Here is a 21,234-nt window from a genome sequence, read left to right as displayed (position 1 = left end):
AATGACAAAAATAATCGCGGTAACCGCTTGCCCTTCAGGGGTTGCACACACCTACATGGCTGCGGAAGCCTTAGAACAAGCGGCTAAAGCTCGTGGCTGGCAGGTTAAAGTTGAAACGCAAGGATCACTCGGACAGGAAAATGTGCTGAATGCCGATGATGTTCGTGATGCGGATATGGTGATCTTAACTAAAGATATCGGAATCCAACATGAGGAACGGTTTAGCGGTAAAACAATTGTTCGCGTGAATATCAGCGATGCGGTGAAACGTGCAGAGGCTATTATGAATAAGATTGAGACTCACCTAACACAATGATCCACACTGATTGGGGAGGCTGACAAGCCTAGGTATGAGTTTGCCCCCCAACTGCGTGCAATCGGTTATTGTGGTCAACCCTCGCGGGGATTGGAGAACATTATGTCTAGCACTGAACGGAATTTAGTCGCGGTGACCGCCTGTGTCAGTGGCGTTGCCCATACCTATATGGCTGCCGAACGGTTAGAAAAAATTTGCCAGCAGGAAAACTGGTCAATTCAGATTGAAACACAAGGCGCACTGGGTATTGATAATCCCCTGACTGATCAACGGATTCGCCATGCAGAAGTGGTGCTGCTTATCACTGACATCGAATTGAATGGCGCTGAACGTTTTGGTCAGAGTCGTTGTGTTACCTCACGCACCACCCTTTTTCTTAGCGATCCGACGAAGGTCGTTAATGCGGTACGCAAACTGCTTTACGCACCAGAGAAAACGCGAGTTATTGTGTCGTAAAGACCTGGCGCAGGCGCTCAACAACGTTAACCCACAGTGGAGAGACCAAATCACGCTGAACGCCGGGTGACCTTTTAGGCAGCACTGTGTTTCACGCTTGGGGGGTGATGGCATTATCAATGCTCAGTATGAGGGCTTTTACCCACCGGCACGTCGCTTTAAGCCGCTTCAGCGGCCCGATGAACGGTGCCCGACGCTTACTGCCACCACCACAATGTCACTGACGCTACCCGTACACTGTGCAGCGCTACGACTCGATAATATTTTTCATTCTGTGCGGTTGTTGGCCGCGGAACTACCCGTCTGCACCAATTTTAGGGTTGAGGTGAATATCCCTTTTATCTTCATAAAAGACCGGATGCTCTGCACCACAGAATCCTGCTATCTCATTGATTTTTATTGTCATAAATTTTCTACTCCAGTGTGAGTGCTATTTTTTACACGCTCACTAATAACATGTAGATATGCTCAAAAGGATAGCGACGGATTAACAGGCACAGCAGAGTATTCTGACGGTATCGTTGACACTGTCACTTCGATGCAGCATCAGCATAGCTGTAAGCCTGCAGGCATAATATTTATCACCGGTTACTGATAGTTCTGCATCAGACGTCGTTTGAAACGGCGCAGGGTGTTATGATCGGCACCGCTCAATCCGGTTTGGTTTGTGATGTTTGGCGATTGGTCAGATCGTACAAACTGGGCTAAGTTGCCTTCAAGTAATCGACTATTCCATGCAGCTATTTAGCGATTGTACTTTGCTTAGAAAATACCGCGAGTCGATTTTCCTTTGCAGCTCACTCAGATTCGGTAAAAAACCCATCCTGCCCGCCCCTACACCCAGAAAAAATACCAAAACTGCGGAATAGTTAATATATAAGCATTACACATCAACGCTTTTTGATAGATCCATAGTTACGCTCAATCTTTCAGCGGGATACTGATCATTGTATATTGACTTCTTACTCTATATTTACAATAAGGGATGACGTATGGATGTAAATATCAAACAAATTTCCGGCAACTGGGATGCGGGATATGCAATGGATAAGCATATGAAAAAAAGCACATATTTATATGATAATGATAATGGACGTCCACAGTTCCATAATGAGCGTACAGAAGTAGGTGAAGCCGTATATCAACTCAAATATCAGGGAGACTGGAACCAAGTTGATTCGTTGGCTGAGTGCCTGTTGCGCTATGCGGTCCCTTTGTTTACGGACATTCAGCTAATTATACCTATGCCCGCGACCGAACCTAGAACTAGACAGCCCGTTACAGCGGTAGCCTCTGCGCTTGCCATAAAAATGGGTGGAGGAATGAGATGCTTTGACGGCATACTTCTTAAGAAGGCGGGCGGAACGCCCCTAAAAGATCTGGAAACCAAAGCTGAAAAAGAAACCGCTGTAGCCAATATGTTTTCCTATCAGGATCTTATATCAAGCAGTGGGAAGTATAATGCGCTCATCATAGACGATCTCTACCATACAGGCGTTTCAATGGAAGCTGCGGTAACTGCCCTGCGAGGTTATACTAAAATCAACAAAATCTATGTAGCGGTGCTGACTTGGAGATAATCATGACGACAACAGTTTTCGTTGCTGGCTCGATAACCATAAAGAAACTTGATCAGCTTATCGTTGAGCGATTGAAAAAAATTGTTGACCAGAATTTTAACATTATCGTCGGTGATGCCTCAGGCGTTGATTCTTCGGTTCAGCAAGAACTGGTAGATATGGGATGCAATGCAACGACGGTGTTTAGCAGTTCACCCAAACCACGTAACAATCTTGGTTCGTGGCCTGTGAACGTGGTACAAACACCCCACGCACCCGGAACTCGTGCATTCTTTACGGCAAAAGATATTAAGATGGCTGAAGCTGCAGATTATGGGCTTATGGTGTGGGACACTAAAAGTCCAGGAACGTTAAGCAACGTCATTGAACTTTTATCCCGAAAGAAAAACTCAGTGGTGTTCATCAATAAGACAAAGGAATTTGTCATTATTAAAGAGCCTAAAGATGTGGATAATCTGATTAACTATATGTCAGCAACTTCACTCCAAAAAGTTGAAGAAAAAATAAAGCTGTCCGAAAAGTTGTCTCTTCTTAAGCATCAGCAAATGGCTCTCATTTGATTTTCTTGTTTTAATAAAAGTAAACGATAAATAAAAAGAAATGAGTAGTTTGTGATGTTTGCCGATGGCTCAGATCGTATCATCCGAGCTGAGTTCCCTTTAAACCATCGACTCTTCAACGCAGCTCTATAGACAAAACAATAACGGCCGTACCTGAGAAGGTAGCGGCCGTTATCCGGGGAATCGAACTGATTTAGCAAACATCACCATTTAAAGTGTTGTCCGGTCGGTAAGCAAGGAAGTAAATAAGGCCGACAAAAATCCCGCCTCCTACTGCGTTACCTAAAAATACCGGGACAAAATTGGCTAAATAATCCCCCCAGTTACCCTGACCAGCAAAAATTGCCGCCGGGATAATAAACATATTCGCGACCACGTGCTGAAAACCAATCGCCACAAATGCCATAACTGGGAACCAGATACCGATAATTTTTCCGGCCGCATCTTTGCCTGCCAGTCCTAACCAAACCGCTAAACACACCAACCAGTTACAACCGATGCCTGAGATAAAGGCTTGAGCAAACGGTGCACTGGTCTTTGCCGCCGCTACCGCTAAGGTTTTCTTTAAGAAAACGCCTTCGGTCATACCCAGCACATGGCCAAAAAACCAAGCTACGGCTAGGCTGCCGATAAAGTTTGCGAGCGTAACCCAAAACCAGTTACGCAGCAGCGCAGCGGTACTGATTTTTTTCGATAATAGAGCAATCGACATCACCATCATATTGCCGGTCAGTAATTCAGCCCCTGCCAGTACCGTAAGAATCAGTCCTAAGGGAAAGACCATTGCCCCAAGCAAGCCACCAAAAGAGCCCCATTCGGCCGGTAATTGAGCGACAACATGGAGATCTAACAGAAAACCGATAGCAATAAATGCTCCACCTAAAAAGCCTAAAACGAGTAAATGACTTATCGAGGCGTGACTTTTACTCACGCCAGACTGCACAGCGAGCGCTGCGACTTCTTTGGGTGTGCTCAATGACATAATGACCTACTAATGTTAAAACCTAAAAAGGCTTGAGTTAAAAGAAAGCCATTAAGAATACTGGCCTGCTGTCAGACAACCGACACGACAGATAGTAATCCTGAGTGCCTTAATTGCCAATTAATACATTATTAATTTTTAACTATTCATTAGTAATATTTTAGGTCAATCACATAAAACCTACCCGCAATTATCAGCAATCGGCATAACCTTGGACCTGTAGAGTCATCTCTACACACTTATTGTTTATAAGAAGCTATTTATCACATAGGCTAATCGACTCGGAGGCGGTGTAATCACTGCTGGATGCTTTCCGATCACTTTTAGGGGCTCAACACCCTAATCAGCGTGACAAGAAGATTAGATAAAAAAAACCCAGAGACAATGCTCTGGGTCTTACCTGGATTTACTCTTCAGCAATAATTGGTTTAGCAATACTGGTCTTCGCGCCCCAGTAATAACAAACTAACCCTACCACCGCGACTAAGATCATATCCAAAGGACTGCTTAGTATATTCAGGCCGTCAAAGGTCCCCAGTTTGGAGATAATCAGCATGGCAATATAGTAGGCTAATAACCACCAGCTACAGGCAATATCTTGCTTATGCGTCGGATTATTTCTCCCCAACACGGCATAACCTACCCAGGCAACGATAAAAATCGGGATAAGGATTTCATTAACTGTCCAGCCGCTCCAGTAAATTAATAAGGTACTGGCGACGAAGGACAATGGACTTAACAATCCGGCAATCGGTAACCTAAACGGTCTTTGTAAGTCAGGAAGATGAGTACGAAAAGCGGCCAGAGTCACCGGGCCAGGCATGTAGGTAAATACAGTGGCAGAAGTCACTGCACCAATTAATCCGCCCCAGACTTGGAATTCAGAAGGCAACGTCCATGCTATTGAGAGAATTAACGCTAACCATAATGCACCACGAGGAACCCCCGATTTTTCATCGACATGTCCCGCACTTTTCCAAAGATGCCCATTACGCGCTAAAGCAAACAGCACACGTGCCGCACTGGCCAGATAGATATTACCGGTACCGGCAGGCGAAATAACCGCATCCACTAAAATTAAATTAATTAACCACATCAGCCCTAAACTACGCGCAAGATCCGCATACGGTGATTGGAAAATCGCTTTAAGACCTGCCCAACCATGTGCAGAGAGGACATCGCTCGGTACGGCACCCATAAAGGCATATTGCAAGGCAATATAGATGACAAAACTTACCGCAATAGCAATACCAATGGCAATCGGCACATTTCGTTGCGGATTTTTCGCCTCACTAGCAAAATCCACCGCTTGTCGAAAACCAAGATAAGCAAACACAATACCGGCTCCGGTAAGCGAGGTAAACACCCCGTGTGCACCACCAGGGGGCGCTGGCGGAACCTGTAAGTTTGCTGAGTTGAAATACAGTAAGAGGGTAACAATGGTGATAATAGGAACAATAAATTTAAACGTGGTAATGATGGTATTGACGCGTCCAAAAACACTGACACTCCAGTAGTTAAGGAGAAAGAACATCACTAACAAGCCGATCTGTACAGCAAAGCCCATCGTTGTAGGGCTACCGTCGGTATGCCCCAGTGCAGGCCACCAATAGAGGGCATACTGCCTTACGGCTTCCACTTCCACACCTGCCGTACTGGTATACGCCAACAGTGAACTGACACCAATAACAAACCCCACCACATTACCGTGCGAATAGTTAGGGTAACGAACAAATCCCCCGGCGCGGGGTATCGCAGCGGACAGTTCTGCCGAAACCAGACCAATTAATAAGACGATAATCGCACCAAGTGTCCATGCCCAGCCTGTATTTCCTCCTGCATAACCTGAACTATTGAGGGCCGCATACAGCCAACCCGAGCCAATCATTGAGCCGATACCGAGTAACGAAAGGTCGACAAGACTCAATCTTTTCTTTAATTCACCCTTTGCCATAAAATACTCCTGCTTTTTATTATTGGTTATTGCCAAAGGATAAAAAGCAGGTTTTATGCCAACTTAATCGTTAAATAAAATTAATTTATTCGACGAAGCGGTCGTTGATGAATGAAGTGATCAACATTTTCAATAAGTTGATCGACCATCTTCTGCCTCGCTTCTTCACTCGCCCATGCAACGTGCGGAGTAAGAATCAGCTTATGTGCCAGCGTGGGACAAAGCAGTGGATGAGCCTGAGGAAGTGGCTCTTGGGAAAACACATCTAAGCCAGCGCCAGCCAGTTTTCCTTGCTGTAGCGCCGTAGCCAAAGCATTTTCATCAACAATCGCTCCACGCGCCGTATTAATTAAATAAGCGGATGGCTTCATTAAAGCGAGTCGTGATGCCGAAAATAACTCGGTGGTTTCTGCTGTCAATGGACAGTGTACACTCACGATATCAGCCGTGGGTAAAGCATCATCGAGTGCTACCCGGCCCGCACGCAACGTGCGGCCAGGTAATTCTGCTAGCACCACCTCCATACCGAAAGCGGTGGCAAGCTGAGCGACTCGTTGGCCTGTCGCCCCGTAACCCACAATTAATAATCGCTTACCGCTCAGCTCAGTAATAGTTTCACTTAATAAGCAAAACGTCCCGGCACGTTGCCAGCGATCGGTGTGCAGGGTTGTTTGAAAATTAACAAGCCCGTTAGTCAGTCCCAATATCAGTGCAAAGGTATGTTGGGCTAATGAGTCAATGCCATAACCTTGGCAGTTGTAGACCGCTATCCCTAACTCACTCGCCGCTTGGCAATCCACATACTCACTGCCTGTGCCACCAATTAAAATCAATTTTAGGTGTGGCGCCTGTTGCAGCGTGTCACGCGTCAGCGGCGTTCCATTGGTAATCACCACCTCGGCATCTTTTAATCGCTCAGCACACTGCTCATCGGCAGTCTGCGGATAACGGTCAAACCGACTGAACACGCTGGCTAACCGCGCCATAGTGGCGTCATTACAAAATAGTTGCTCTTCATCAATAAGAACGGCAGATAAAGTCATTTCATCTCCTGATCCGGGTTTAACAACGACCTTGGCGTTCGAGGAGTAATTTTTTCATCTCCTCAAAATGCGCTTGAGAAAAATCAGTGATTTGCTCCCAGCCACGTGCTGTTTTTTCTGCGACATCATCGTTTAATACGCGGATAGGCCGCCCAGTACTGTAAGCCTTGACTAAAAAGGTACATGCCCGCTCAAGGGTATAGATATCATCAAAGGCTTCACCAATGGTTTTAGCGGTGACCATCACCCCATGATTTCCCATTAATAAACGTTGATGATGACCGAGTAACTGCGCCAATCTTGCACCTTCCGCCTCACTATCAGCCATGCCACCATACTGCTCGTCATAAGCCATACGGTTAAAGTAGCGAGCGGTAGTTTGGTCGATCGGCAGAATACGCGGGTCGTCTAAGCAAGCAATCGTCGTGGTATAGATAGGATGTAAATGGAGAACAGCCCGGATATCCGGGCGGCGCTGATGAATTTGACCGTGGATGGCCCATGCCGTCGCATCGACGTCCGGACGCTTAGCGTCCTCTGGATTATCGGCATCTAACAACAATAAATCTTCCGGCTTAATCCTTGAGAAATGGACCCATTTAGGATTAATAAGGAATTTTTTTCCATCTTCAGAAACGGCTGCACTAAAATGGTTCGCCACAGCTTCGTGCATACCCAACTCGGCAACCATTTGAAAACACGCAGCCAAATCGCTGCGTAATTGAGATTCAAGGTGAGTCATCATCTTTCCCTATTCCGCTGAAGCGGACAGTGATTGAATTTCTTGCTCGGTAGGGGCAGTGAAGTGATAACGAGCAAACAACTGTTGATACTCAGGAGTTTTACGGAATTTATTTAGGCCATCGGTAATCGCCGCCTTCACATCTGGCGCATCCTTTCTTACACCAATACCCATCAACACTGGATAGAGTAATTGCGTCGAGGTTACCGTCACTTTACCCGGTAGTTTTTTCACGGCCGCTTGCGCGACGGCGACATCAGTAATCTGAGCATCTACCGCGTGCGAGAGGAGTGCCTGTGTGGTTTGTGGATCGGTTGGGTATTCACTGATCTGAATCGGCGGTTTGCCTTGCTTCACACATTGCGTATCAGAGAAATTTTGTAAATGTTGTAGAAATGAAGACCCCGCCATCGTCCCTACTTTATGGCCACAGAATTCAGCCGGAGTTTTCGGTTGGTAAGCGGCATTCGCGAGCGATAAAATCTGTTGTCCGGTTTTCAGATAAGGCACCATATCAATCACTTTCAATCTTTCTGGCGTGATGTACATGGCTGAGTTCGTGACATCGAAACGTTTGCCCCGCAAACCAGGGATCAAATTGGGAAAGCGCGTATCAACGCTCACCACTTGGCGATTAAGTTGTTTCGCAATACCTGAAAGCATTTCAATATCAAAGCCTGCCGGTTTTCCTTGGTCCATATATTCATAAGGTGCGAAGGTAATATCAGAACCTGCCACGATCTTAGCGGGCTGTAAAAACTCTGCCGAGGCATTAAAACTGACCCACATCGCAACACTACTGATAACGGCTAATTTTAGGGTTTTTTTCATCATTGTTACCTCGTTAGTTAAAAGAAATATCTTTTAGAAATTGCATAATGCGCGGATGGTTACCACTGCGTAACGCGTCAGGCGTGTCATCGCAGACAATGCGGCCTTGCTCCATAAATAACACGCGATCGGAGATACTAAAGGCAAACTTCATTTCATGAGTGACAATCAACATCGTGATCCCTTCACGAGCCAGTTGCTCAATAACGTTCAATACTTCTGTCACTTTTTCAGGATCGAGGGCGGAGGTTGGTTCATCGAATAACATAATGCGTGGTTTCATCATTAATGCTCGCGCAATAGCGACCCGTTGCTGTTGCCCTCCCGACAGTTGGTGCGGATATTTATTCGCATGATCCAGCATGCCCACTTTATTCAATGTGACGGCAGCAAAATGTTGGCGTTGTTCGGCGGTGCCCAATTTATGCCACGTGGGTGCTAATAAAAGATTCTCTAATACCGTTAGATGAGGGAATAAATTAAACCCTTGGAAAACCATCCCAATTTGCTGACTTAACGCGCTGTTTTCATAAAAACGTTCTTTCCCGGCCGTGTTACGGTTTAAGCGAATAAAGGATTGATCATTAAGCCAGACCTCCCCGCCATCGAGTTTATCCATACCATTCAGTAGACGGATAAGCGTCGTTTTGCCCGACCCAGAGGGCCCGATAAGGGAGACCACTTCTCCCGGCGTGACGGCAAACGAGATGCTGCCCAACACTTCAACATTATTAAAGGCTTTGTGTAACTGCTTGGCTTGCAGAGCAAAGGTTGCCGAGCTGCGATTAACATCGGCATTGGCAAGAGGGGTATTGGCCAATTCATAGAGTTTAGGCGCGACAAGCGGACGTTTATGGCGCGCAGATAAATCTAACCAGGCTTCTAAACGTTTTAACAATGTGTCAAATACTGTCACGACCAAAATATAGTAGATCGCCACAGCACACATGGTTTCCATCACCAAAAAGTTCTCGGTGTATAGACGTTGACCCACTAATAAAATCTCGGTGAGCGACACCACAGAAACCAACGAGGTTAACTTAACGATAGAGATAAATTCATTCGCTAACGCAGGTAGGGCGACACGGATAGCTTGGGGAATAATAACTTTATACTGCAATACCCGATAGCCCAGACCCAGCGCCTTACCCGCTTCGTATTGCCCTTTAGGAATCGATAATAAACCGCCGCGATGAATTTCAGCGATATAAGCACTCTCACTCAATACCAGCGCAATTAATCCCGACCAATAAGGATTACTTAAGATAACTGACGTCGAAGGTAGCGCCTGTGGCAAGTTGTAGACGAAAATAAGCAGCACTAACAACGGTAAGCTGCGAAAGAACCAAATATAGGCCCGCGCAATACCCTGTAAGAGCGGATGTTTGTGTTGACGCGCTAAAGCGAGAATAAAACCGAAGACAATACTGATTATCCACGCACTCACACTTAAACTGACGACTGTCCAGGTAGCGGACCAAAAGTCACGGTCTTTGAACAAACTAAAAAAATAACTCCAGTCAAAACTCATCATTCATTTCCTTCAGTGTTAGGTGCGGTGAGCAACTACGCGAAACATAGAGAGAGTTCTGCAATCTTCAGACCAGAGACTGATAAGGTAAATTATTAAATTTATTCATTCAAAAGATAAAAAAACTATGGTTACATGATTTTATTAGCAGGAGAACTTATTATCGGGGTAAATCAATGGCAAATTTCACATTACGTCAGCTAAAGTATTTTGTGACGACCGTAGAATGTGGCAGTGTTGCTGAAGCATCGCGTCAATTATTTATCGCGCAGCCCTCTATTTCGACAGCGATTAAAGGTTTGGAGGAGAGTTTTGGGGTGACTTTATTTATTCGCCACCATGCCCAAGGCGTTACGCTGACACCGAGTGGTGCAAGGTTTTATCACAAAGCACTAAAATTGATCAGAACCGCGCACGAATTTGAACAAAACGCCCTCGCCGATAATAATATCGTTTCGGGTAAAATTGAGATTGGCTGTTTTGAAACGGTCGCGCCTCTTATCCTGCCAAAACTCCTCCGGGGCTTCAAAGCACTCTATCCTGGTGTTGAAATTACCGTTCGCGATGGCGAACAACATGAGTTGGTGAAGGGATTAATTGCGGGGAATTACGATCTCGTCCTACTTTATCAGCACCAACTTGACGCAACGATCGACACCACTGCACTATTAGCGCCACAAGCTCCTTATGTGCTATTACCGGCTGATCATCCTCTTGCCAAACACGATACGGTCAGTTTAAAAGCACTGGCAGAACTGCCGATGATCTTGCTGGATGTGTTACCCAGTCGCCATTATTTCGTCAGCTTATTCACCCAGGCTGGACTCGTGCCAAACATCGTATTCAGTTCGCCGTCCATTGAGATGGTCAGAGGGATGGTCGGTCAAGGCTTTGGCTTTGCCTTCTTAGTCACACGACCCCATGGCGACACCACCTATGACGGACAAAAACTGGTGACGATACGTCTAAAAGATGTGGTCGAGGGCTCAGGATTAGTGGCGGCATGGCTCAAGCGTAATCCACTGACCACGCCTGCTGAGCTATTTAAGCAATACTGTGTTGAGCAACTTACTCCGTCTGTGCAGTAACGTACAACGTCTCGACCATCTTCACCAACAACTGTAAGCACTGTTCAATCTGCGCATCTTCAATGTATTCGTCTGGCTTATGACCTTGTGCCATACTGCCAGGCCCGCACACCACTGTCGTGATCCCTTGTTGATGAAACAGTCCCGCTTCTGTGCCAAAAGCGACTGTTGTGGTCGCTGTCTGCTGCGTCCACTTCAGCAGCCGTTGTACCCAAGGCTCACTTTGAGCAACATAGAGTGCGGGATAAGCCGCTAAGGTGTTGAAAGCAATGGCACTGCCCGAGAATCGCTGTTGCATCTGTGGCACGAGCGTGTGATTTGCATAGGCTTTAATGTCATCAATGACAGTATCGGGAGAATGCTGCGGCAGATAACGCAATTCCATATCGAACTGGCAATGGTTTGGCACAATATTTAATGCCCCACCCCCCGTAATAGTACCAATATGCAGTGTACTAAAGGGCGGGTCAAAAGCAGGGTTAACCTCTTCGGCCAGACGTTCATCGCGCTTTAAAATAAAGTGAATCAGTTGTGCGGCATAATTGATGGCATTAACCCCTTGGGGTGTATAGGCGGAATGACACTCATGACCTACGATTTGACAGCGTAACGCTACTTTCCCTTTATGTCCGTTCACCGGCTGCATGGAGGTCGGCTCGCCCACCAGACAGAGTTCAGGTTTTACTGGGCGCTGAGCCAGCTCATCAAGTAAACCGTGCACCCCTAAGCAACCGACTTCTTCATCGTAACTCAAGGCTAACCAGAGTGGCCGTTGCAGTCTTGCTTGATCGACCTGGGCAACCAGGGCAAGCATACAGGCGATAAAGCCCTTCATATCTGCCGTTCCTCGTCCGTAATGACGCCCCTGCTCACTGGTTAATTGAAACGGCGGATAGTGCCACTGCTGTCCGGTCACCGGTACCACATCCGTATGTCCCGACAGCATAATACCCCCCTCAACCTGCGGGCCGAGGGTCGCGAGTAGATTCGCTTTACTCTTTTCCTGATTAAAAATCAGCTCACAGCTTACCCCTTTCGCCACTAAGTAATCGCGCACAAAATTAATCAAATGCAGATTACTTTCGCGGCTGGTGGTATCAAATTCGATAAGAGAGCCTAATAGTTCGACAGTACGAGAGTGCAAACTATTCATTACCGGGTACTCCATAGCTGGGGGCTAGGCGCGGATCAAGCGCACGAGTCAGGTAATCTTGTTGCTGCGGCTGCCAACGTTGCCATAACTGTCGCAATTCAACAACCGGATCATTGTCCGCCCAATCAACCCGTAAATCGGCCAGTGGCCAACTCTGTTCGGCATAGGTTTTTAAGGCCGCAGAATGGACAGGCCCCGCTTCGCCGCCCGCAGCAAGTGCGGCTTCTAAGGCGTGAAGCAGTCGCTCACTGAGTTCTCCCTGATGGCTTTCAAACGCCTTCACCGCCACCTCGGTCACTTGCAAATTGGCCAACATATTGCCGGCCGCAATACAGCACTCACCTTTTGTCGCCTGCCAAACACCTAATGTACGGTTACCGCTCCATACCGCGCTCTCTCCCTGGCTATCCATGACAGTCACTTGCCGATAATCGTGGTAAGGCTCCTGCGCTATCACGGCAGCCAATGCTTGCGCCGCCGATTTACCCTGTTGCATCTGCTGTAGGATAGCGGGCCCTAATGCTGGAAGTGTCACATTTTGCGATGAAACGGCGCCGACTCCGGACAAGATCCAAGGACAGCGCTGCCCGACAGCAATACTTGATGAGCTGATCGCAATACCTAACTGACCGGTTTTCGGGCAATATCCACTGATTGAAATAGTCATACTTCTCCCTTACGCTTCAGGAATAACGGCGATAATATCGATCTCCATCAGCCACTCAGGTTGGGCCAAGCCGCTGACCACTAAGCCAGTAGAAATAGGAAATACCCCTTTTAACCACTTACCGACCTCACGGTAAACCGGCTCGCGGAAGCGTGGATCAGTAATGTAGGTCGTGGTTTTAACGATATGGCTCAGATCAGAACCGGCCTCTTCCAGTAACTGTTTGACATTCTTCATCGCCTGCTCGGCTTGCGCCGCAGGATCCCCCAGTCCAACTAATTTACCACTAAAATCCGTACCCACTTGGCCTCGGACATAGATGGTGTTACCCGCACGAACTGCTTGGCACAGATCGTTATCGAGGGTTTGGTTGGGATACGTTTCCTTCGTATTAAACATCCGAATACGAGTATGGGTAGGCTGAGACATGAGACTCTCCTTAAGATAACGAAATAGTGGGATAGGCGAGATAACTCTTGTGAATCGCGATTTGATCAGCAACATAGTTAGCATCATGCCACACACCCCAAATAAAAGAGGAGCCACGGCGAGACTGCCACGGTAATCCAAGGAAATAGAGTCCGCGTTCTGCTGAGACGCCCCGTTGCTGACGCGGCTTTCCCTTCTCATCAAAAACATCAATGTCCAACCAGTGATAATCCGTACTATAGCCGGTGGCCCAGATAATCGTCGTGACTCCCGCAGCGCGCAGGTCAAGGTCAGTCAATGGCTGCGTAAGGCAGTGAGCATTTTCTACAAACTGACGAGCCGTCGGCTCTTCCGGTAAATCAGCGCCATTACTTTCAATCCATGCATCGGCGGCATCTAACAAGGCTAGATAACTTTCATCGCCTGCGCGAATGTTATCGAGTAAATCAGGCTTAAAGTGCACCACCTCACCCGCAAAGTGGTCGGTCATGCCTGTTAAAGTGATCCCTTGTTTAGCCAGACGTCTAAAATCGATGGTTTCCCCACCGCGTGCGCCACTGACGGCGATGGTCACATGGCTTTTTCCCGGTGCATGCTCTGTCGCATCCCATAACCCTAGTACGCCTAACCACCAGCAAAAATCACGTCCTCGGTAACTTCTTGGTGGGCGATCATGAGGGCCAACTGATAGATAGACATCACGTCCAGAACGTTGAATTTCATCAGCAATTTGCACTCCAGACGATCCCGCGCCAACCACTAGCACTGCACCCGGTGCGAGCTGCTCAGGATTAAAGTAGTGCGCAGAGTGGATTTGTTGGATGCCGTCGATAGCGGGCGCAATCGGCGGAATCAACGGGTGGTGAAAGGGACCTGTTGCCACAACCACATTATCGGCGTGAAAGTTACCCTTGGAGGTTTCAACATAAAATCCCGGCTGCTGGGGTTTTTTACTGACCCGTTTAACCTCGACTCCACATTCAACCGGTAGCTGAAATTGTTCGACATAGTCTGAAAAATAGTTGGCGACATCTTCTTTACCGACAAACTCATCGCCAGCATAATTGGGGAACTCACGATGGGGGAATCGGTCGTGCCAAGCCGGCCCGTTGGCCACTAAAGAGTCCCATCGGCCCGTGCGCCAGGCCTCTGCGATACGACTCTTTTCAAAAACACGGTGAGAGAACCCTTTTGCGGTCAGATGTTCACTCATCGCAATCCCCGCTTGTCCAGCACCAATGATAATGGTGTCAATGTGTTCGTCAGTCATTATCCCAGCCTCTTAATTATCATGATGATAGAAAAGCAGAATAGGCAAGCGCTACACTTAAATAAAATAGTATAAAACTGTGACGTAACGATAAAATAACTATGACTCGCGCTAAACAGTCTATGGGGTTGGCAATGTCGGAGCGGATACCCTTTGCTGAGATCATAAGAGGCAGCTGTCAGCATTAAGGTTTCAAAGGGATAAAAAAAGGCCTGAGTCATCAGGCCTTAGCGATTTATTTGCTTTCGTGAGCTTTACTTTCGCCCAGTACTTTGAGCTTTTTTGAGATATCTCGACGCTCTTTGGAGAGTTCCGCATTTTTAATGATGTACTCATCAACACGGTCTTCATAGTCACTACGCATACTCGCGATGATCTCTTGAATCGCCTCGACGCTCATCCCTGGCTTAATGTATTCACTCAAGTTATCAAGCAGTAGTACACGTTTTTGGTTATCACGGACTTTTTTCTCATTGTCAGTGATTTCCCGCTGCAATTTATTTTTACGCCGAAACATTCGCACAAATTCAAGTACATCCTGGAATGACTGTTTTGCATTTTCCATGACAACACCTTTTTTAAATCCTGCTACGCAGGGGTTACACTTCTCGGATAATAGCGTCGCTTATCGACGCAGTGCTAAACGGATAAGCTCTCGCATTCTTTCTAATTGTTTTGTCAGTTCTAAACTTAACCATACATAACCATAAACCGGCGTAAGCTCAGCCTTGGCATGTTCTGCTTGTGCTAGGAGAGCCGTCAGCTCCCCCGTAATTTCATCCATGGCAGCACTGCTTGTGGCCAACTGTTCACTATTACTGACCCCATTTCGTAGCATATCAGCCAAGGCATCAAGCATCTGTTCAGTGGTAGCTTGTGTGCGCCGGAGTGTTGGCGCATTTAACAGTAGTAGATGGCTTTCTCGTGATGACCACCAAGCATTAATTTGCATCTCCATCGTATTAACCATATTACGTTGGATCGTTTGTATCCCTTCAAATACTGAGCGTGGAATACGCGTCTCCTTACAGGCCGGCTCCAATAAACTACGCATTTTTATTAACGAGGTCAGCAGTTCCTGTAGTGGTTTATTTAAACGCGGTTTCTCTAATAAATTAGACGACAAGCCGGAGTGATAAATAATACGACTATTCCTTAGCGCATCAGCCAACCGTAATCGCCAGAAAACATAAGCTCGTTGGGTAAAAATACCGGTAAAAAAGATGGACAGGAGACACCCGAAAACCACATCGCCGCCCCGCCATATCGCCGTTAAAAAGTCCCCTGCCGGAGCGCCAACTACCACGCCGAGGGTGATACCAATTAACAACGCCATATACGGGCGTTTACCTAATGTCAGATAGCCGCACCCGAACATGACAATACCACACCAAGTAATCATCAGGGGTAATGAATACATCTCAAGTTTGAGAGCGATCAAACCTGATATCGATCCAATCACCGTACCGATGATTCGCTGAATTGCACGGGGGAATACATTGCCCCATGTAGAGATAGGGCCAATCACCACCACTAACGTAATTAGCGGCCAGCTTCCTTCAGGAATATTTAAGATACGGATCAGCATAAAGGAAGCTAAAAACGCAATCGCTATCCGGACACCATGTACCCAGCGGTAGTGTTGATAGAGCCAATATTCAAGTTTTGAGAGGGGTTTATCGGTTTTCACGGCAAACGCTAAGAGTCAAGGTTTAGAGAATAGCGAGTGTACCCTGACTGGAATGTTTTTTTAACCATTAAAGTAAAAAAGCCTCGTCACTGACTGCCGTTAATCTGACGACAGTGACTGTGACAAGGCTTTTATCACTAAAATTTACGTTTAATATAGTCGATCGCGCGGGTAAAAATGCCTGCTTCTTCAACCTGTTGCAGGGCTACTAGCGGATAACTCGCCAGCAGTTGATCTTTATCCACCACTTGGATTTCACCGATTTTTTGGTTAGCTGCAAGCGGGGCAACTAATTCTTTATTATCGATGACGTACTTCGCCTTTACATTGTTAATTTCATTTTTGGGTAATGAAAGATAAAGGTCTTTATCGCTGCCGACTGCCACAGTGTGCGGACTGCCGTACCAAACCGTCTCATTGCCTAGCGCACGTCCTGCATGGAACAATTGAACGGTATCAAAGTTATTCTGTCCCCATACCAATAATTTACGCGCTTGCTCTTCACGTCCTTTTGAGCTTTTGCCGCCCATAATCACGGCGATTAAGCGGTGATTACCCACGACATTAGAGGCGATTATGTTATAACCTGCGGTTTCGGTATGTCCGGTTTTGAGACCATCGACATGTAAGCTATTATCCCAAAGTAAACCATTACGGTTATTTTGTGTGATGCCGTTCCAGCTTAATGTTTTTTCACTGTACATCTGATAGAAATCAGGCTCGCCGTCGATGATAGCTCTGGATAAAATCGCCAAGTCCCGAGCGGTCGAGTGCTGCCCCGGTGCGTCAAGGCCATGTACGGTTTCAAAATGCGTATTCTTAAGCCCTAATTTTTCTACATATTGATTCATTAAACCGACAAAGTTTTCCTGACTGCCTGCGACATAATCAGCCAGTGCCACACAGGCATCATTACCGGAGTCAATGATAACGCCACGACTTAAATCTCGTACCGTCAGTACGTCACCGGGCTTTAGAAACATTAAAGAAGACCCTTTGAACGATGGGTTTCCTGCACCCCATGCATCTTGCCCTACCGTCACTTTATCATCACGAGTGATTCGTTTTTGGTCAATCGCACGGTCAACCACATATCCGGTCATCAGTTTTGTCAGACTTGCCGGGTTACGCTGCTCATCGGGGTTACCTGAGGTAAGAATTTGCCCGGTTTTAGCATCCATTAAGACCCATGAGGCTGCATCAATGGTAGGTGGCGCTAATGAAAAGGGTAATGCATCATCTTGAGCGAAAGCATGGGATGCACAAAATACAAGCGAAGTTACAACGAGAGTGGCGCGCCTTTTCAAAATAATCCTCTGATCTCATCACATATTTGAATAGCTGGCCTTTTTACGGCATTTTGAGTTATCGATCACCTGTTAATTGTGAGAATTTGTGAAATTTCTTATCCAGCGTCTAAAACCCGCCTCCAGCAACCGCATTATCGCAGGTTTAGCGGTCACACAACGGTAGATCGTTAACCTTTTCTTTATTCATCGACACATACCCTTAACCTGTGGTCGATAGGCTGTCCCCCCCTCTTTAACCCATCGATAGGATTAAGTAGAGCAGCAGTAAATAGCGCGTATTCTCGGCATAAGTAGCCGTACTGTTATTAATTACTTACTGTTTTTATTCTACCGCTGTCTAAGAGATTTCTGCGGCCAGTCATGTGCTTATCCTACGTCACTCAACCGCAGAGCGCTTGAAACTCACTTTTTACCCAAAAAAGTTGCAACCCTAACGCTCAAAAAGACCGTAAGGGAGATAAGTTTCTACGGTAACATTCTCTGTAGAGCATTAATTATTTTCATGCCACAGACTTTCCTCTAGCTCGAAAATAATGGCGCTAGTGGCTTTATCGAAGCGAAACTGCACATTGAAAATTGGATCGTCCAAGGTATTTTTATCCTTACATGCATCATAATAGCCAATTGCAACAGTAAAGGATAAACGTCCCCCCTCAGTATCAAAGTGAATGTCTTTAATCTCTAACGAATCACCAAAGTAACTGTATCGGACGTCTCCATCAAAATACGAAAGACAATAACCCTTAAAGATTGCGCTGTGCGCTTTAATCAACTGCTTAAGTTCTTCTTTTTTTATTTCTGGGTATTCGCTCACTGCAATTCGGTATACGTGAACCATTAGCTACTCTCCAAAGGATATGTTTCTTCTGTGATTTTATTGCTTAGCGATGTGTACCATAAGCCTATCAGAACAGTAATGCTGCTCAGTGGCGATTTCAATATTCACTTTTAATAAGAGCACATCAAGACCCTCGCTAGGCTAACTTTAGCGACAATATTACGTTTTATCGATACATAAAAAGGAGCCAAGCGTTATTTTTTACTCAATGACGTTCGTTTATTTTGTTGTTTATTGGGTCAAGAAATATATTCACTGCCAAAGTTTCTCTTTTTCCAGTACCAGAGCCGCCGACAAAATCCGGTTTTTTTATACTGCAAGTTAAAGCATTTATCCTGTAGAGGCGTTAGGATCGCTCTGATTGCTCCCCACGATAGTGACAACTTCATTGCGAGTGATTGGATGAGCGGCTTTATCAGTGTTCACTTCTTTGCACAGATTCAAAGTCGCTGCACAGTTTTCCTAGTGCTTTGGTTTTTAATAAAAAAGCTAACTCATAACCTCGTTGCTATTCAGCCAGCTAGAATACTAGCGAAGTAAAGCCCCCTAAAATCTGCTACTATGTTTCGCGCCTTTTGAAGTGATATCGATGGGTAGCGACCCAAAGAAATGCGCTGAGCTGAACCTTCCCATCGATATTTGTGTTGAAGATAATAACTTTCTTTGGAGTGACTCTCGCACCAAGACCTTCGGCATCAGTTAATTCTGCCAGCCCCGTATAAGACTTGCCGAGAAGTTGTCTAAGTTTATCGTCGCTGATTGCTATTTTTATATTATGTATGCACTCATAAAATTATGTACCCAATGTGTACGCAACATGGCATCTACAAAGCTGGATTACAATCTACAAAAAGCCACAAAGGTGTACGGAAAGCCACAGACCAAGAATTTAACTGATTGATTTAACTGTACAATGAACCATTAATAGTGACGATAATGTATGAAAAACAACGATACAGTACAGCCTACCTTCCTCTTCCATGATTATGAAACGTTTGGCAAACACCCGGCACTAGACCGCCCTGCACAGTTTGCGGGAGTGCGTACCGATACCGACTTTAACCTGATCGGTGAGCCAGAAGTTTTCTACTGTAAATTAGCGGACGACTATCTACCGCAACCAGAAGCGGTAATGATTACGCATATCACGCCGCAAGAAGCACAAAAAAAAGGGCTCAATGAAGCCGAATTTACCCAACGAATCCACCAGCTATTCAGCGCACCCCAAACCTGTATCATTGGATATAATAATATTCGTTTTGATGACGAAGTTAGTCGTAACCTCTTTTACCGTAACTTCTACGATCCTTACGGATGGAGTTGGCAAGAAGGTAATTCTCGCTGGGATTTATTAGATGTGATGCGAGCCTGTTATGCATTAAGACCGGAAGGTATTGTCTGGCCAGAAAACGAGCAAGGATTTACCAGTTTTAAACTTGAGCATCTCACTAAAGCTAATGGTATAAGCCATACACAAGCGCATGACGCAATGTCTGACGTCTATGCCACCATCGCGATGGCGAAGCTGGTCAAAGAGAAACAGCCCAAATTATTCGATTTTCTCTATACACATCGTAATAAGCATCGCCTGAATACCTTGATTGATATTCCACAAATGAAACCCCTTGTGCATGTATCAGGTATGTTTGGCGCGGCGCGTGGTAATACCAGTTGGATCGTTCCTTTAGCGTGGCATCCTGATAATAAAAATGCCCTGATTACCGTTGACTTAGCCGGTGATATTACACCTCTACTGCACGAAACAAGTGATGAATTACGCGAGAGACTGTATCAAAGCAAAGAGCAGCGTGGGGATAACGCCGTTATTCCATTAAAACTCGTCCATATCAATAAATGTCCCGTGCTTGCACCTGCCAATGTATTACGGCCGGAAGACGCGCAACGACTGAATATTGACCGAGAACATTGCTTGAAGAATTTAGCAATATTGCGTCAACATGCTGAAGTGAGAGAGAAAGTCGTTGCGCTCTTTGCAGAGCAATCGCCCTTTCCTGCGACAGATAACGTGGACGCTCAACTTTATGACGGTTTTTTCTCCGCCGCCGATAAACATACTTTGGACGTCATCCGTCGTACTCACCCTCAGCATTTACCGGCCATCGATCTTACTTGGAGCGATAAGCGGATCACTGAACTGCTATTTCGTTTCCGTGCGCGGAATTATCCCGGCACCTTGGATGAGGCTGAAATGCAACGATGGTTGGCGCATCGCCGCCAACAGCTTTCGCCAGAAAAAGTAAGCCACTATTTTGCTGAGCTCGACAATCTGGCACAACAATATAGCGATAATGCCGAGAAGCTCGCATTGTTACAATATCTCGCGCATTACGCACAATATCTATTAAGCTAAAAATTAGAGATATCTTTTACTGGGTAAATCTCATCGCCGTATAAAAAACAACCCCCGCATATAATGCGGGGGTCATTATTCGGCACGATAAAAGCGAGATAATTAGCTATTTGGGATCTCGGTGACCACTTTAACTTCGCTTTTATTAATTTGTTGCTTGATGCCGTTCGCATCGGTATAGCCGACTAAGCCTGCATCCGTTTGTTTAGGCTTACCATCACTAATAATTGTGCGGCCATCAACAGTATGGATTGCATAACTGGTACGTGTACAGCCGGATAATGCACAAACAGCGATCATTGCGACAGCAGGGATAATTAACTTCTTCATATGACACTCCTTGAAATATGTAATTAATTTTTCCCTTTGAGTATAGACACTTTTTGGAAGTTTGCTGAATGCAAAAAAAAAACCGACTTCACA

The 21,234-nt window shown here is 46.0% G+C and carries 21 protein-coding genes and 1 pseudogene; 6 read left to right on the top strand and 16 right to left on the bottom strand.

Features of this window, described 5'->3' with window-relative positions; all coding sequences use genetic code 11:
- Position 1 precedes the first annotated feature (1 nt).
- The 4 genes from HGT73_RS05800 to HGT73_RS05785 all read left to right on the top strand — a co-directional run bounded on the left by HGT73_RS05800 (position 2) and on the right by HGT73_RS05785 (position 2,912).
- Complete coding sequence (locus HGT73_RS05800; RefSeq protein WP_214212713.1) at positions 2-316, top strand: PTS fructose-like transporter subunit IIB; 315 nt, start codon at positions 2-4, stop codon at positions 314-316.
- Positions 317-418: 102 nt separating this feature from the next.
- Positions 419-772 (top strand): PTS fructose-like transporter subunit IIB, encoded by a 354-nt coding sequence (locus HGT73_RS05795; protein ID WP_214212712.1) that lies wholly within the window; start codon positions 419-421, stop codon positions 770-772.
- A gap of 992 nt (positions 773-1,764) precedes the next feature.
- Positions 1,765-2,352, top strand: coding sequence for a phosphoribosyltransferase (locus HGT73_RS05790; RefSeq protein ID WP_214212711.1), 588 nt, complete (start codon positions 1,765-1,767; stop codon positions 2,350-2,352).
- 2 nt (positions 2,353-2,354) lie between these two features.
- Complete coding sequence (locus tag HGT73_RS05785; RefSeq protein ID WP_214212710.1) at positions 2,355-2,912, top strand: hypothetical protein; 558 nt, start codon at positions 2,355-2,357, stop codon at positions 2,910-2,912.
- Between the two features lie 193 nt (positions 2,913-3,105).
- On the opposite strand, the gene HGT73_RS05780 is transcribed toward HGT73_RS05785, so the two are convergent.
- From HGT73_RS05780 to HGT73_RS05755, 6 genes are all read right to left on the bottom strand, one after another.
- On the bottom strand, positions 3,106-3,894 hold the full coding sequence (locus HGT73_RS05780) for a formate/nitrite transporter family protein (RefSeq protein WP_214212709.1): 789 nt from the start codon (positions 3,892-3,894) through the stop codon (positions 3,106-3,108).
- 406 nt (positions 3,895-4,300) lie between these two features.
- Positions 4,301-5,848: an APC family permease gene (locus HGT73_RS05775; protein ID WP_214212708.1), complete on the bottom strand. Its 1,548-nt coding sequence runs from the start codon at positions 5,846-5,848 to the stop codon at positions 4,301-4,303.
- 80 nt (positions 5,849-5,928) lie between these two features.
- Entirely contained in the window at positions 5,929-6,891 is a 963-nt protein-coding gene (locus HGT73_RS05770; protein ID WP_214212707.1) for a D-2-hydroxyacid dehydrogenase, read from the bottom strand.
- Positions 6,892-6,910: 19 nt separating this feature from the next.
- On the bottom strand, positions 6,911-7,636 hold the full coding sequence (locus tag HGT73_RS05765) for a class II aldolase and adducin N-terminal domain-containing protein (RefSeq protein WP_214212706.1): 726 nt from the start codon (positions 7,634-7,636) through the stop codon (positions 6,911-6,913).
- Between the two features lie 6 nt (positions 7,637-7,642).
- A complete protein-coding gene (locus HGT73_RS05760) occupies positions 7,643-8,464 on the bottom strand; it encodes an ABC transporter substrate-binding protein (protein WP_214212735.1) in 822 nt (273 codons plus the stop codon).
- Between the two features lie 13 nt (positions 8,465-8,477).
- Positions 8,478-9,995 carry an amino acid ABC transporter permease/ATP-binding protein gene (locus tag HGT73_RS05755; protein ID WP_214212734.1) on the bottom strand — a complete coding sequence of 506 codons (1,518 nt, stop codon included), beginning with the start codon at positions 9,993-9,995 and terminating at the stop codon, positions 8,478-8,480.
- Between the two features lie 176 nt (positions 9,996-10,171).
- On the opposite strand from HGT73_RS05755, the gene HGT73_RS05750 reads away from it, so the two are divergent.
- Positions 10,172-11,083 carry a LysR family transcriptional regulator gene (locus HGT73_RS05750; RefSeq protein WP_214212705.1) on the top strand — a complete coding sequence of 304 codons (912 nt, stop codon included), beginning with the start codon at positions 10,172-10,174 and terminating at the stop codon, positions 11,081-11,083.
- Here HGT73_RS05750 and argE read toward each other — a convergent pair.
- The 9 genes and pseudogenes from argE to HGT73_RS14985 all read right to left on the bottom strand — a co-directional run.
- A complete protein-coding gene (argE, locus tag HGT73_RS05745) occupies positions 11,064-12,236 on the bottom strand; it encodes an acetylornithine deacetylase (protein WP_244968467.1) in 1,173 nt (390 codons plus the stop codon). The genes HGT73_RS05750 and argE overlap by 20 nt on opposite strands.
- Positions 12,229-12,903, bottom strand: coding sequence for a DUF1028 domain-containing protein (locus tag HGT73_RS05740; protein WP_214212703.1), 675 nt, complete (start codon positions 12,901-12,903; stop codon positions 12,229-12,231). The genes argE and HGT73_RS05740 overlap by 8 nt, the downstream gene beginning before the upstream one ends.
- A 9-nt stretch (positions 12,904-12,912) precedes the next feature.
- Positions 12,913-13,332, bottom strand: a complete 420-nt coding sequence (locus HGT73_RS05735; RefSeq protein ID WP_214212702.1) for a RidA family protein — start codon at positions 13,330-13,332, stop codon at positions 12,913-12,915.
- Between the two features lie 10 nt (positions 13,333-13,342).
- Positions 13,343-14,602: a flavin-containing monooxygenase gene (locus HGT73_RS05730; protein WP_214212701.1), complete on the bottom strand. Its 1,260-nt coding sequence runs from the start codon at positions 14,600-14,602 to the stop codon at positions 13,343-13,345.
- A gap of 235 nt (positions 14,603-14,837) precedes the next feature.
- Positions 14,838-15,167 (bottom strand): DUF496 family protein, encoded by a 330-nt coding sequence (locus HGT73_RS05725; RefSeq protein ID WP_214212700.1) that lies wholly within the window; start codon positions 15,165-15,167, stop codon positions 14,838-14,840.
- 60 nt (positions 15,168-15,227) lie between these two features.
- Positions 15,228-16,292: an FUSC family protein gene (locus tag HGT73_RS05720; protein ID WP_214212699.1), complete on the bottom strand. Its 1,065-nt coding sequence runs from the start codon at positions 16,290-16,292 to the stop codon at positions 15,228-15,230.
- A 137-nt stretch (positions 16,293-16,429) separates the two neighbouring features.
- Positions 16,430-17,599: a serine-type D-Ala-D-Ala carboxypeptidase DacD gene (gene dacD / locus HGT73_RS05715; protein ID WP_214212698.1), complete on the bottom strand. Its 1,170-nt coding sequence runs from the start codon at positions 17,597-17,599 to the stop codon at positions 16,430-16,432.
- 493 nt (positions 17,600-18,092) lie between these two features.
- Entirely contained in the window at positions 18,093-18,440 is a 348-nt protein-coding gene (locus HGT73_RS05710) for a hypothetical protein (RefSeq protein WP_214212697.1), read from the bottom strand.
- Positions 18,441-18,952: 512 nt separating this feature from the next.
- Positions 18,953-19,087: pseudogene (locus tag HGT73_RS14985) on the bottom strand (integrase); the annotation flags it as partial.
- 293 nt (positions 19,088-19,380) lie between these two features.
- Between HGT73_RS14985 and sbcB the strand changes: the two are divergent.
- On the top strand, positions 19,381-20,811 hold the full coding sequence (gene sbcB / locus HGT73_RS05705) for an exodeoxyribonuclease I (protein ID WP_214212696.1): 1,431 nt from the start codon (positions 19,381-19,383) through the stop codon (positions 20,809-20,811).
- Positions 20,812-20,913: 102 nt separating this feature from the next.
- Here the strand turns inward: sbcB and HGT73_RS05700 are convergent, their stop codons facing one another.
- The gene (locus HGT73_RS05700; RefSeq protein ID WP_214212695.1) at positions 20,914-21,141 is read right to left on the bottom strand and encodes a YgdI/YgdR family lipoprotein; all 228 of its coding nucleotides are present in this window, start codon (positions 21,139-21,141) and stop codon (positions 20,914-20,916) included.
- Positions 21,142-21,234 lie beyond the last annotated feature (93 nt).

It is taken from the genome of Rosenbergiella australiborealis (genome assembly GCF_018494035.1).
In the GTDB taxonomy this organism is placed as follows: Bacteria; Pseudomonadota; Gammaproteobacteria; order Enterobacterales; family Enterobacteriaceae; genus Rosenbergiella; species Rosenbergiella australiborealis.
This window is presented reverse-complemented; position numbering and strand designations above follow the sequence as displayed.